This is a genomic window from Roseovarius sp. D0-M9, from assembly GCF_037083805.1.
Lineage (GTDB): Bacteria > Pseudomonadota > Alphaproteobacteria > Rhodobacterales > Rhodobacteraceae > Roseovarius.
Genome location: NZ_JBAPKZ010000017.1, coordinates 37,961 through 50,287 on the forward strand (window position 1 = coordinate 37,961; position 12,327 = coordinate 50,287).

Annotated in this window: 13 protein-coding genes; 11 read left to right on the forward strand and 2 right to left on the reverse strand. The window is 64.3% G+C overall.

What is annotated here, in order from left to right; translation table 11 throughout:
• Positions 1-3 precede the first annotated feature (3 nt).
• Positions 4-2,799: a DNA polymerase I gene (gene polA / locus V8352_RS12315; RefSeq protein ID WP_336424594.1), complete on the forward strand. Its 2,796-nt coding sequence runs from the start codon at positions 4-6 to the stop codon at positions 2,797-2,799.
• On the forward strand, positions 2,796-3,530 hold the full coding sequence (locus V8352_RS12320; protein ID WP_336424595.1) for a glutamine amidotransferase: 735 nt from the start codon (positions 2,796-2,798) through the stop codon (positions 3,528-3,530). The genes polA and V8352_RS12320 overlap by 4 nt, the downstream gene beginning before the upstream one ends.
• A 72-nt stretch (positions 3,531-3,602) precedes the next feature.
• On the opposite strand, the gene ribA is transcribed toward V8352_RS12320, so the two are convergent.
• On the reverse strand, positions 3,603-4,706 hold the full coding sequence (gene ribA / locus V8352_RS12325; protein ID WP_336424596.1) for a GTP cyclohydrolase II: 1,104 nt from the start codon (positions 4,704-4,706) through the stop codon (positions 3,603-3,605).
• Between the two features lie 159 nt (positions 4,707-4,865).
• On the opposite strand from ribA, the gene V8352_RS12330 reads away from it, so the two are divergent.
• The 5 genes from V8352_RS12330 (at position 4,866) to V8352_RS12350 (ending at position 8,700) form a co-directional block, all read left to right on the forward strand.
• Positions 4,866-5,552, forward strand: a complete 687-nt coding sequence (locus V8352_RS12330; RefSeq protein ID WP_336424597.1) for a response regulator transcription factor — start codon at positions 4,866-4,868, stop codon at positions 5,550-5,552.
• 252 nt (positions 5,553-5,804) lie between these two features.
• Complete coding sequence (locus V8352_RS12335) at positions 5,805-6,593, forward strand: exodeoxyribonuclease III (RefSeq protein WP_336424598.1); 789 nt, start codon at positions 5,805-5,807, stop codon at positions 6,591-6,593.
• 236 nt (positions 6,594-6,829) lie between these two features.
• On the forward strand, positions 6,830-7,744 hold the full coding sequence (locus V8352_RS12340; RefSeq protein WP_336424599.1) for a co-chaperone YbbN: 915 nt from the start codon (positions 6,830-6,832) through the stop codon (positions 7,742-7,744).
• A gap of 63 nt (positions 7,745-7,807) precedes the next feature.
• Positions 7,808-8,452 (forward strand): LON peptidase substrate-binding domain-containing protein, encoded by a 645-nt coding sequence (locus V8352_RS12345; protein ID WP_336424600.1) that lies wholly within the window; start codon positions 7,808-7,810, stop codon positions 8,450-8,452.
• Positions 8,453-8,547: 95 nt separating this feature from the next.
• Positions 8,548-8,700, forward strand: a complete 153-nt coding sequence (locus tag V8352_RS12350; RefSeq protein WP_336424632.1) for a Trm112 family protein — start codon at positions 8,548-8,550, stop codon at positions 8,698-8,700.
• Between the two features lie 111 nt (positions 8,701-8,811).
• On the opposite strand, the gene V8352_RS12355 is transcribed toward V8352_RS12350, so the two are convergent.
• Positions 8,812-9,777, reverse strand: a complete 966-nt coding sequence (locus V8352_RS12355) for an L-threonylcarbamoyladenylate synthase (protein ID WP_442971025.1) — start codon at positions 9,775-9,777, stop codon at positions 8,812-8,814.
• An 82-nt stretch (positions 9,778-9,859) separates the two neighbouring features.
• On the opposite strand from V8352_RS12355, the gene V8352_RS12360 reads away from it, so the two are divergent.
• The 4 genes from V8352_RS12360 to V8352_RS12375 all read left to right on the forward strand — a co-directional run bounded on the left by V8352_RS12360 (position 9,860) and on the right by V8352_RS12375 (position 12,269).
• Positions 9,860-10,927 carry an MBL fold metallo-hydrolase gene (locus V8352_RS12360; protein WP_336424601.1) on the forward strand — a complete coding sequence of 356 codons (1,068 nt, stop codon included), beginning with the start codon at positions 9,860-9,862 and terminating at the stop codon, positions 10,925-10,927.
• Entirely contained in the window at positions 10,924-11,379 is a 456-nt protein-coding gene (locus V8352_RS12365) for a DUF6173 family protein (protein ID WP_336424602.1), read from the forward strand. The genes V8352_RS12360 and V8352_RS12365 overlap by 4 nt, the downstream gene beginning before the upstream one ends.
• Before the next feature lie 105 nt (positions 11,380-11,484).
• Complete coding sequence (locus V8352_RS12370) at positions 11,485-11,622, forward strand: aa3-type cytochrome c oxidase subunit IV (RefSeq protein WP_336424603.1); 138 nt, start codon at positions 11,485-11,487, stop codon at positions 11,620-11,622.
• 41 nt (positions 11,623-11,663) lie between these two features.
• Complete coding sequence (locus tag V8352_RS12375; RefSeq protein WP_336424604.1) at positions 11,664-12,269, forward strand: hypothetical protein; 606 nt, start codon at positions 11,664-11,666, stop codon at positions 12,267-12,269.
• The last annotated feature ends 58 nt before the right edge of the window (positions 12,270-12,327 follow it).

Genomic DNA, 12,327 nt, shown 5'->3' on the forward strand with positions numbered 1-12,327 from the left:
GCCATGTCATTTGGAAAAGGGTGCCATCTGCATCTGATCGACGGCTCGGCCTTCATCTTTCGCGCCTATCATGCGCTGCCGCCCTTGACGCGCAAGTCCGACGGGTTGCCCATCGGGGCCGTGTCGGGCTTTTGCAACATGCTGCAACGCTATGTCGAGGGCAACAACGGCAACGATGCCCCGACCCATGTGGCCGTGATCTTTGACAAGGGCAGTCACACGTTCCGCAATGACCTTTATGCTGAGTACAAGGCCAACCGCGAGGCGATGCCCGAGGATCTGCGCCCTCAAATCCCGCTGACCCGGCGCGCTACGGAGGCGTTCAACATCGCCTGCAAGGAGGTCGAGGGGTTCGAGGCCGACGACATCATCGCGACTCTGTCGGTGCAGGCCCGTGAGGCAGGTGGGCGCGTCACGATCATCAGTTCGGACAAGGATCTGATGCAGCTCGTCGGCGGGGGCGTCGAGATGCTGGATGCGATGAAGAACCGTCTGATCGACGCCGAGGGCGTCGAGGAGAAATTCGGCGTAGGACCGGACCGCGTTGTCGATGTGCAGGCGCTTGCCGGGGATTCGGTGGACAACGTGCCGGGTGCGCCGGGCATCGGGATCAAGACGGCGGCGCTCTTGATCAACGAATTTGGCGATCTCGATACGCTGCTGGCCCGCGCAAGCGAGATCAAGCAGCCCAAGCGTCGCCAGACCCTGATCGACCATGCCGACCAAATCCGTCTGTCGCGCCAGCTTGTCCAACTGGATTGCGACACGCCGCTTGATTTTGGCCTCGACGATCTGGAGGTGCGCGACCCGGACCCTGACATTCTGCTGGGGTTTCTGGCCGAGATGGAGTTCCGCACCCTGACCAAGCGCATCGCCGAGGCGATGAATGCCGAGCCCCCCGAGATTGACGACACCCCCCAGGATGCGCCCGATGCGGGCGCGCCCGAGATGCCCGAGATCGACCCCGCCAAATACGAGCATGTGTCCGATATGGCCGCGCTCGGCGTCTGGCTGGAGCGGATCCGCGCGAAGGGCCATGTCGCCGTCGATACCGAGACGACCTCGCTTAACGAAATGCAGGCCGATCTGGTGGGCGTGTCGCTGGCCGTCGAGCCGGGGCAGGCCTGCTATATCCCTCTGGCCCACAAGGGCGAAGGGGAGGGCGATCTTTTTGGCGGTGCCGCGCGGGCCGAGGGGCAAATGGGGCTGGAGGAGGCGCTGGCCGCGCTGAAGCCGGTGCTGGAGGACGCCAGTATCCTCAAGATCGGCCAGAACATGAAGTATGATGCCAAGGTGCTGGCGCGCTACGGCATCGAGGTGGGTCCGTTCGACGACACGATGCTGATCTCATACGCGCTGCACGCCGGTCTGCATGGGCATGGCATGGATGCGCTGAGCGAGCGGTATCTGAACCATACGCCGATCCCGATCAAGTCGCTGCTGGGCAGCGGAAAGTCCGCCGTCACTTTTGACCGCGTGCCGGTGGCCGAGGCGGTGAAATATGCCGCCGAGGATGCGGATATCACGCTGCGTCTTTGGACGGTGCTGAAGCCGCAATTGCACCGCGCCCAGGTGACGCGCGTCTATGAAACGCTCGAGCGGCCTTTGGTGCCCGTGCTGGCACATATGGAGCGCAACGGGATCGCGGTGGACCGCGATGTTCTCAGCCGCATGTCCGGCGCCTTCGCGCAGAAAATGGCCGCGCTCGAAGAGGAAATCCACGAGCTGGCAGGGCGCAAGTTCAACGTCGGCTCGCCCAAGCAACTGGGCGAGATCCTCTTTGACGAGATGGGCCTTGGCGGCGGCAAGCGCGGCAAGACGGGCGCCTATGCCACCGGTGCCGACGTGCTGGAGGATCTGGCGACCGAGCATGATCTGCCGGGCCGGGTGCTGGACTGGCGCCAGGTCTCCAAGCTGAAATCGACCTATACCGATGCGCTTCAGGATCATATCGACCCAGATACCGGCCGCGTTCATACGTCCTATCAGCAGGCGGGCGCGAACACGGGACGGCTGGCCTCCAGTGATCCGAACTTGCAGAACATTCCGGTGCGCAGCGAAGAAGGGCGGCGGATCCGCGAGGCGTTCGTTGCGCCCGAGGGCCGCGTTCTGGTCAGCCTCGACTACAGCCAGATCGAGCTGCGCATCCTTGCGCATGTGGCAGGAATCGACGCGCTCAAGCAGGCGTTTCGCGACGGGCAGGACATCCACGCCATGACCGCGTCCGAGATGTTCAATGTGTCGATGGAGGACATGACCCCCGAAATCCGCCGTCAGGCCAAGGCGATCAATTTCGGCGTGATCTACGGCATTTCCGGCTTTGGCCTTGCGCGCAATCTGCGGATCCCGCGGGGTGAGGCGCAGGGCTTCATCGACCGCTATTTCGAGCGTTTTCCCGGCATTCGCGACTACATGGACGACACCGTGGCGTTCGGCAAAAAGCACGGCTATGTCCAGACGCTCTTTGGCCGCAAGATCCACACCCCCGAGATCGGCGCCAAGGGCCCTCGCGCCGGATTTGCCAAACGCGCGGCGATCAACGCGCCCATTCAGGGCACGGCCGCCGATGTCATTCGCCGCGCCATGATCCGCATGCCGGACGCCATTCAGGATCTGCCGTGCAAGATGCTGCTGCAAGTACACGACGAACTTCTCTTCGAGGTGGATGAGGGCGCAGTGGACGATGTCATCGCCGCCGCCCGCGAGGTCATGGAGGGCGCGTCAGACCCCGTGGTCAAGCTGTCGGTGCCGCTCACGGTGGATGCCGGGCAGGGGGCCAATTGGGCCAAGGCGCATTGAAGCGGTTCCTGATCCTGCAACTGCGCCCCGAGCAGGACGCGTCCGACGCCGAATTCGCCTCGCTCCTCAAGGCTGGCGGAATCTGCGAAGAGCGCACGCATCGCATCCGCCTCGATGCCGAGGCGCTGCCCGAGGACATTGAGCCGGCCGATTACGCCGGTGTCATCATCGGCGGCGGGCCCGGCTGTGTCAGCGATGCGCCGCAGGACAAATCACCCGACCATGCACGGATCGAGGCTGCTGCCCTGTCGCTCATGCCGCGCATCGCTGACGGCGACATTCCCTTTCTGGGATGCTGCTATGGCATCGGGATACTCGGCGCCCACTTGGGCGCGCCGGTGGGCAAGGGCCGCTACGGCGAGGCTGTCGGCATCGCCGAGTGCACGCTGACCGAGGCGGGCCAGAGCGATCCGTTGCTGGAGGGGATGCCGCCCCGCTTCGATGCGTTTGTCGGTCACAAGGAGGCGCTCGAAGCCTTGCCCGAGGGCTGCGTGCATCTGGTCGAGGGAACGCGCTGCCCTTTTCAGATGGTGCGCTACCGCCGAAATGTCTACGCGGTGCAATTCCATCCCGAGGCGGATGCGCGCGCCTTCGAAGAGCGTATCGGTATCTATCGCTACCACGGCTATTTCCCGCCCGAAGAGGCGCAGGCCCTGATCGAGATGTGCCGCGCATCGCATGTGACGGCCCCGCAACGGATCGTGCGCAATTTCATTCAGCGCTACGGCTGAGGCACTCCGCACCGCGCAGCTTCCCCGCCCGGTTTCATCTTGGAAAAAATACTCACGGCGATCCGCTCGACGCTACAGGATGTGGCCCGACTTGCGCGCCTTGGTCGCCAGATAGCCCTCGTTCTGCGCGGTCTGTCCCACGTTCAGCGGCACGCGCTCGGCCACCTCCACGCCTGATCGCTGCATCATGTCGATCTTGGCGGGGTTGTTCGTCATCAGGCGCACCGTGCCAAAGCCCATCTTGCGCAGGACGCCTGCTCCGATGCGAAAGTCGCGCTCATCATCCTCGAAACCCAGCCGGTGATTGGCCTCGACCGTGTCAAACCCCTGATCCTGCAGGCTGTAGGCGCGCATCTTGTTGGCAAGGCCGATGCCGCGCCCTTCCTGATTGAGATAAAGCAGCACGCCTGCGCCTTCCTGTCCCATCTGCGCCAGCGCGGCGCGCAATTGCGGACCGCAATCGCATTTGAGACTGCCCAGCACATCACCGGTAAAGCAGGCCGAATGGAGCCGCGCGAGCACCGGCGCATCGCGGGGCGGGCTGCCGATCTCGATCGCGTAATGCTCTTCGCTGCCATCCTCGGGGCGAAAGACATGCACGCGGCCGGCATGGCTGGCCTCAATGGGAACACGCGCGCTCACGACGCCGTGGGGCGGGCTGGCAAGGCGCATCGCCGCCTCCGCCGCCTCGGCGGGAAGAATGGTGAGGTTGGCCGCGCGCGCTTGCTCTGCGGCGTCCTCCAAAGGCAGGACCAGCATCGCGGGCAAGAGGCGCGCCGCCTTGGCCAGCGACAGGGCGAGGCGGTGCAGCCCGGTCTCGCCGCCGCGCAGGGTTTGAAATGGGCCTTTCATCGGGGTCGCCAGGTCATCCTCCGGGTTGGCGGTGGCGTGCAGCCAGCGCAGATCGGCGCCCTGCGGCAGGATGATGCGGGCCAGATCCCCGTCATAGGCGCGCGCCTTAAGCGTTTCGGCGCGCCGGGCCGTCACCGCGAGCGACACCTGCGCCCCGCGCGCGTCCGCAAGCGCGCGCAAGCTCGCTAGGCGCTGTGCGTCAAGCGTCTCGGCCGCCGCGATGATCGCACCTTGCCCTTGTGAGGCGAGGGCCACGGGCAGACCCATGGCCAGATCCGCACGGGCGCGTGCCAGAAGATGGAGGATGTCAGGTGTCAGGCTCATCACTGCGTGCTTTCCAAGGTCGCTCTCATCTAGTCTCATTCACCGGAAAATGAAACAAAACCCGTTTATGCTACACTTGGCCGTGATCGAATGTCGCATTCCTTGCTGCCGGGGCATGGGCTGCGCATCTAGAGATCAAGCAACCGTGAGGAGACCGAGATGGCGCAACTCAAGAAAATCCTGCTTGTTGATGATGACGAGGACCTGCGCGAGGCGCTGGGTGAGCAATTGGTGATGACTGAGGATTTCGACGTGATCGAGGCCGGAAACGGCGCCGAGGCGATGACCCATGCGCGCGATTCCAATTACGACCTGATCATTCTCGACGTCGGCCTGCCGGATACGGATGGGCGCGAGCTGTGCCGTCTGATGCGCAAGCAGGGGGTGAAAAGCCCGATCCTGATGCTGACCGGGCATGATGGCGACGCCGACACCATTCTGGGCCTCGACGCAGGCGCGAATGACTATGTCACCAAGCCGTTCAAGTTTCCCGTCCTGCTGGCACGCATCCGCGCGCAATTGCGCCAGCATGAGAAATCTGAGGATGCAGTGTTTCAACTGGGGCCATACAGCTTCAGGCCCGCACTCAAGCTTCTGGTTACCGAGGGCGGGCAAAAGGTGCGCCTGACCGAGAAAGAGACGAATATTCTCAAGTTTCTCTATCGCTCAACCGATGGTGTGGTCGCGCGCGATGTTCTGCTGCACGAGGTCTGGGGATATAACGCCGGCGTGACGACCCATACGCTCGAGACGCATATCTATCGTTTGCGCCAGAAGATCGAGCCGGACCCCTCCAACGCGCGCCTTCTGGTCACGGAAAGCGGGGGATACCGCCTGCTGCCGTGAGGCCTGTAGTTTTTCAGGAACCCAAGTTGAGGGCGGCGTGTTGGGCCCTCAGCAGCGCATATGCTGCACTCGTGTTTGTTAAAATTCGGGATTTTCATATGCACCTCCCTGTTGGACTGGCCCCGGCTTTTGCCGGGGTCTTTTTTTGTGCAGGGCCTGATTTTTGTGCAGGGTCTGAGGGCGGCGCGCTGGTCCGCGCGGGCTGGCTCTGCTAGGGACTGCGGATACATGATCCGCCCCAAGGAGATGCCCATGCCCTTCACCCTCGCCACCTGGAACATCAACTCGGTCCGGCTGCGTGCGCCGCTGGTTTGCAAGCTCTTGGCCGAGGAGGGCCCCGATGTGCTGTGCCTGCAAGAGTGCAAGAGCCCGGTCGACAAGATCCCGACCGAGGATTTCGCGGCGCTTGGCTATACCCACATGATCGCGCGCGGCCAGAAGGGCTATAACGGTGTGGCCATCCTGTCCAAGCTGCCGATCGAGGAGGTCGGCGCGCATGATTTTGCCGAGCTGGGCCATGCCCGGCATATCGCCGGTCGGTTGGAGAACGGGACGGTGATCCATAATTTCTACGTGCCGGCGGGGGGCGATGTGGCTGATCGCGAGGTCAACGACAAGTTCGGCCAGAAGCTGGATTACCTGACCCAGATGCGCGACTGGGCGCGGAGCGATACGCCTCGGAAGTCCATCCTCGTGGGCGATCTCAACATCGCGCCGCGCGAAGATGATGTCTGGAGCCACAAGAAACTTCTGAAGGTGGTCAGCCATACGCCCATAGAGGTGGCGCATCTGGAAGAGGCAAGGGAGGCGGGGGACTGGCGCGATGTGACGCGCGCCGATATCCCCGAAGGCCAGCTTTATAGCTGGTGGTCCTACCGCGCCAGGGATTGGGATGCCGCCGACAAGGGCCGCCGCCTCGATCACATCTGGGCCACAGGCGATATCGCGGCCTCGGCCCATTCGAGCCGTATCCTGCGCGCCGTCCGCGGGTGGGAGCAGCCCAGCGATCACGCGCCTGTTTTTGCCACCTTTGATCTGTGAGATCGCTCGGGGAGATTGCTTGGGGCGATCGCTCGGAGCGATCGCTCGGAGCGATCCAGTGGCGGCTTGCGCCGCCCCGCGGGGGCTCTGCCCCCGCACCCCCGGAGTATTTTCAGAACAATGAAAGAGGGACTGGCCTGCGTGCCTTGGCGGACTTGACCCAGCCCCTTGCAACGCAAGGTGAGCCGGGCCATTTATGAGGCCAACGCGCAATTCATCGAGCGAGGCGAGACAAAATGATAGAACTTGGTGGCCAGGCCCCCGCAACAGATCTGATCAAGGACGTGTCCGAGGCCGATTTCATGGCCGAGGTCGTCGAGCTGTCGCAGACCGTTCCGGTGATCGTGGATTTCTGGGCGCCGTGGTGCGCCCCTTGCAAGACGCTGGGCCCCGCGTTGGAGGCGGCCATGACCAAGGCGGGCGGCGCTGTTCGGATGGCCAAGGTCAATGTCGATGAGAATCAGGGCATCGCCGGCCAGTTGCGTGTGCAGTCGATCCCGACGGTCTACGCCTTTTGGCAGGGCCAGCCGATAGATGGCTTTCAAGGGAATGTCTCGGGCTCGGAGCTGGACGCTTTTGTTGCGCGGGTCATTGAGGCGGCGGGCGGCGGCGCCGCAGACGACGGGGGATTGGCCGAGGCGATCACGGCGGCGGATGAGATGCTGGAGGCAGGCGACACCGCAGGTGCGCTTCAGGTTTTTGCCGCCATCGCCGCCGAGGATGAGACGAGCGCCGCGGCCTTTGGCGGCATGGCGCGCGCGCACATCGCGGCCGGCGATCTGGAGCAGGCCGAAGCAGTGCTGAACGGCGCGCCCGCCGATCTGCATGGCAAGCCCGAGATGGAGGCCGCGCATGCGCAGCTGGCCCTTGCGCGGCAGGCCGAGGATGCAGGGCCGGTGGCCGAGCTGGAGGCCGCTGTCGAGGCGGATGCGGACAATCATCAGGCGCGCTATGATCTGGCGTTGGCACTGGCCGCGACTGGGCGCAGCGGCGAGGCGGTCGATCATCTGCTCGAACTTTTTCGCCGCGATGCCGACTGGAACGAGGGCGCAGCCAAGACGCAACTCTTCACCGTCTTTGACTCGCTCAAGCCGAACGATCCGGTCGTGTTGAACGGGCGGCGCAAACTCAGCTCGCTTATCTTTGCGTGAGATACGCAGACCAGCCCGCGCGCAGCGCTTGTCCGGCAGGGTGCGTGGACTAGATAGGAAGTCATGACACGCAAGTTAGACCTTCCGGACATCGTTCCGATTTTCCCGCTTCCCGGTGCGCTGCTCTTGCCTCGGGCGCGTTTGCCATTGCACCTTTTCGAGCCGCGCTATCTTGCGATGCTCGATGATGCGCTCAAGACGCCCGAGCGCCTGATTGGGATGATCCAGCCCAACAAGGTGCCGGGCAGGGCCGGTCCCGGCCTGCATACCATCGGCTGTGTCGGGCGCGTAACCCAATTCTCCGAGACGGAGGACGGACGATACATGGTCACTCTGGCGGGGATCTCGCGTTTCCGGCTGCTTGAGGAGGTCGAGGGGTTTACCCCTTACCGTCGGGCCCGCGTGTCTTGGTCGGGGTTCGAGCGCGATCAGGGTGGTGAGGAAGAAGACAACTCTTTTGACCGCGAGGCGTTTTTGGCCTCGCTGGCGCAATATTTCGATGCGCAGGATCTTCAGACAGATTGGGACAGCCTCAAGGAAGCCGACGACGAGCTTTTGATAAACTCGCTGTCGATGCTTTTGGGCTTTGAGCCGGAGGACAAGCAGGCCCTTCTGGAGGCACCGTCGCTGAGCACCCGGCGCGAGACGCTGATGACCCTTTTGGAGTTCGCCATGCGCGGCGGTGATGGAGAGGGAATGATGCAATGACGGATGAGAGTGATCGCGCCGTGGTTCCTGTTCCGGAATCGACAGGCTCTGAGGTGGCTGGCCCGGATTCGACTGGCCCTGAGTTTGACCGCCGGATGTTGGAGGCGCTGATTTGTCCGCACAGCCATCAGCGGCTGGAGTATGACGCGAGCGCAGCCGAGCTTGTCAGTCATTCGGCGGGGTTGGCTTTTCCCATACGTGCAGGGATCCCGATCCTTTTGACCAGTGAGGCGCGCGCGCTCGATTGAGCGGCGCTGGGGCGTCACCCCTTTGAGCTGAAACTCCGCTATGGGCGACGCGCGCGCACGCCCTGTTGTGCTAAGGCGCTCTGCCAGAAGCGCTCTGCCAGAAGCCATGACTCATGTTTTAGGTGGAACGCTTTGGCGCGGCGCTGCGGCGCGGCGCAATCGGTCATTGATTGCGCGGCCAAGGCCGGTTTCTGGCACCGGGGCGACCGCGATGACCGTGGCGCCGCCCGTGTCGAGACGGTGCAGGTGATCGAACAGATTGGCTGCCGCCTCGAGCAGATCTCCCGACAACGAGAGATCCAGCGCGGCGCCTGGGGTACCACCGAAGCCAAGCAGCACTTCGCCTGGCTTTGGCGCTTCGGCCCCGAGACGCATGGTGGCCTTGGGCGCGTAGTGCGAGGCAAGCTGGCCGGGCGCAGTGATTGCGCTGCCGGGTTGGTAGCCGGGCAGGGGCGCGCCAAGGGCCTCCTCGATGATTTCGGCAGGCAGGCCGCCGGGGCGCAGCAGGATCGGCGTATCGGTCAGGCCCAGAATGGTCGATTCCACGCCGACACCGCAGGCGCCGCCATCAAGGATCGCGGCGATGCGCCCGTCCAGACCGGCGCGGACATGCTCCGGGCGGGTCGGGCTGATCCGGCCCGAGGGATTGGCCGAGGGCGCGGCAAGCGGTGCGCCGCTGGCGCGCAGGAGCGCTTGGGCGGCGGCGTGGGCGGGCACGCGCAGTGCCACGCTATCCTGCCCGGCGGTCACCAGGGGCGAGAGGCCGCAGCCCGCACGCAGCGGCAGCACCAGCGTCAGCGGTCCGGGCCAGAAGGCGCGCGCGACAGTTTCGGCCGCATCGCTCCAGACGGCATATCGCCGGGCGGTTTCCAGATCCGGCACATGCACGATCAACGGATTGAAGCTGGGCCGCCCCTTGGCCTCGAAGATGCGCGCGACCGCAGTGCCGTCGCGGGCATCCCCGGCAAGGCCATAGACCGTCTCGGTCGGGACGGCGACCATCTGGCCGTCTGCGATCAGCGCTGCGGCTTCGGCGATCCCGGCGGCGTCCGTGGCGAGGGTACGTGTCTTCATCATGGGTGGGATCCTTGGCACGGAGGGGCTAGGTAGAGGCTGCGACGTGACTAGCGCCCAGTTGCCTGATTGCCAAGGAGGCCAGATGACGCGACATGATCCCCACGCCGAGGGCGGCATCAGATACCCGTGGGCCGAGCCGCCCGCCGAGGGCAGCGCGACCGAGGTGGCGCCGGGAGTGCTGTGGATGCGCCTGCCGCTGCCGATGGCGCTCGATCATGTCAATGTCTATGCGCTGGAGGAAGAGGACGGCGGCTGGTGCATCGTCGATACCGGCATTCAGTCGCGGCGCAGCATCCAGATCTGGGAGACGCTTCTGGCTGGCCCGTTGGGCGGGCGCCCGGTGCGCCGCATCGTCCTGACGCATCACCATCCCGATCATGTCGGCATGGTGGGCTGGCTCATGGACCGCTTTGGCGCCGAACTGCTGACGACGCGGACGGCCTGGCTGATGGCGCGGATGCTGATCCTGGATGCCGAGGATCGCCCGACGCCTCAGGCGCTGGAATTCTGGCGCAGCGCGGGCATGGATGCCGCGATCTATGCCGAGCGCAAGGCGGCGCGGCCTTTCAACTTTGCCGATAGCTGCGCGCCGCTGCCTGTTGGGTATACCCGCCTGCAAGAGGGCAGCACGCTGAGGGCCGCAGGTCGCACCTGGGACGTGCGCATCGGCAATGGCCACGCGCCCGAGCATCTGACGCTGTGGAGCCGGGACTGCAATCTGGTGATCGCGGGCGATCAGATCCTGCCGTCGATCAGCCCGAACCTGGGTGTCTATCCGACCGAGCCCGAGGCTGATCCCGTTGCCGATTGGCTGGAGGCTTGCGGGCGTCTTGCGGGTCATGCGCGGGCTGATCATCTGGTGCTGGGCGGGCACAAGCTTCCCTTTACCGGACTGCCGCTGCGCATGCGCCAACTGATCGAGAATCACCACGGCGCGCTGACCCGGCTTGAGGCGCATCTGGAGGTGCCGCGCACCGCAGTCGATTGTTTTGCCCCGCTTTTCAAGCGACGGATAGATGCGGGAACCTACGGGCTCGCGCTGGTCGAGGCGGTTGCACATCTGAACCACTTGCATAAGCTGGGGCGCATCACACGCAAACGCCGCGATGATGGCGCATGGCTGTGGCACCGTGAGGAGGACAGCAGGTGAGCGACGAGATCATGACCACTGCCGAGCACGCCGAGGCGGACGCCCTGCCGCGTTGTCACGAGGTGCATACCAGCGAGGGGCGCACCAGCCCCGCCGACGCCGCGCCCGCCAGCGTCACGTCCAAGCCGGTCGAAAAGAAGAGCGCGGCGGAATGGGCGTATGAACGCCTCATCCTCTACATCCAGAACTTCGAGAAGGCGCTGGACAGCGAGCATGAGGTGGCCATGGGGTTCGTCGGCGGCGATGCGGGCGTGCTCAAGATCGAAGGGATGGGCTACTTCGATCCCGATATCGTGACGTTTTACGGCAGTGATGCCTCGGGCAGCAAGACGCAGCTGGTGCAGCATGTCAGCCAGCTGAGCGTCATGCTGCGCGCCCTGCCCAAGCCCCGCGCACAGGCCAAGGCCGAGCGCATCGGCTTTCGCCTTGCGGAGGACCTCGAAAAGGGGTGAAGGATCCTCGGCCCAAGCAGGCATGCCCGTGCCGCTTTGAGGGTGACAGGGGCGGGCAAATACAGTAACCAGCCAAAAATTCGGCATGCAAAGGACGGACTTTCGATGGCCAATGACCACGAACACGGCAAGATGGACACCACGGAGCAGGAAAAGACTTTCGATGCCTTCGTGACGTGGTCGACGCGCGTCGCGATCTTCGCGGTTTGCGTCCTTCTCTTCATGGCGCTGGTCAACAGCTAAGCTGCGGCCGCCATCGGCCATCGGGGTAGGAGCAGCGGTCCATGCGCGCACTCATAATGGCTGTCTGTGCCTTTCTGGCCCTTGCAAGCTGCGCCGCACCGCCGGGCGAGTGGGCCACTGACGAAGATCTCGCGCGCGTCGCGTATCGCCACGATGGTCCGCCGCGCCTGACGCTTTTCACCATGCTCAACAACAGCACCGGCGCAGGCGCGCATACCTCGCTGATGATCAACGGCTCGCAGCGGATCATCTGGGATCCCGCAGGCTCGTTCAAGCATGAGACCATTCCCGAGCGGAACGATGTGATCTTTGGCGTGACCCCCGCCATCGCGGATGTTTACACACGCTTTCACGCGCGCAAGACGTTTCACGTCAAGATCCAGCAGTTGGACGTAACGCCCGCGCAGGCCGAACAGGCGATGCAGCTGGCACGCGCCTATGGGCCGGTGCCGCAGGCGCAATGCACCCGTAGCACGTCAAGCATTCTGGCCGAGATCTTTCCGGGCCAGATCACCCAGTCGTGGTTTCCCAAGGCACTGGCCGAAGAATTTGGCAGGCTGCCGGGCGTGACCGAGCAAGTGCTGTACGAATATGACAGCGACGACAATTCCAAGGTCTTGGCGGAATGGGATCCGTCGAAGGTCTGAATTCCCTTGCCGCTGCATGACAATGGCCGCGCACCTCAGGTGCCCGCACAGGCTGATC

Coding starts and splice junctions, on each gene's coding strand:
- V8352_RS12340 (WP_336424599.1), top strand. CDS start 6,830: ATGATAGAACTTGGTGGCCAGGCCCCCGCAACAGATCTGATCAAGGAC.
- V8352_RS12360 (WP_336424601.1), top strand. CDS start 9,860: ATGACGCGACATGATCCCCACGCCGAGGGCGGCATCAGATACCCGTGG.
- V8352_RS12345 (WP_336424600.1), top strand. CDS start 7,808: ATGACACGCAAGTTAGACCTTCCGGACATCGTTCCGATTTTCCCGCTT.
- V8352_RS12370 (WP_336424603.1), top strand. CDS start 11,485: ATGGCCAATGACCACGAACACGGCAAGATGGACACCACGGAGCAGGAA.
- V8352_RS12375 (WP_336424604.1), top strand. CDS start 11,664: ATGCGCGCACTCATAATGGCTGTCTGTGCCTTTCTGGCCCTTGCAAGC.
- V8352_RS12355 (WP_442971025.1), bottom strand. CDS start 9,777: ATGATGAAGACACGTACCCTCGCCACGGACGCCGCCGGGATCGCCGAA.
- polA (WP_336424594.1), top strand. CDS start 4: ATGTCATTTGGAAAAGGGTGCCATCTGCATCTGATCGACGGCTCGGCC.
- ribA (WP_336424596.1), bottom strand. CDS start 4,706: ATGAGCCTGACACCTGACATCCTCCATCTTCTGGCACGCGCCCGTGCG.
- V8352_RS12350 (WP_336424632.1), top strand. CDS start 8,548: ATGTTGGAGGCGCTGATTTGTCCGCACAGCCATCAGCGGCTGGAGTAT.
- V8352_RS12330 (WP_336424597.1), top strand. CDS start 4,866: ATGGCGCAACTCAAGAAAATCCTGCTTGTTGATGATGACGAGGACCTG.
- V8352_RS12335 (WP_336424598.1), top strand. CDS start 5,805: ATGCCCTTCACCCTCGCCACCTGGAACATCAACTCGGTCCGGCTGCGT.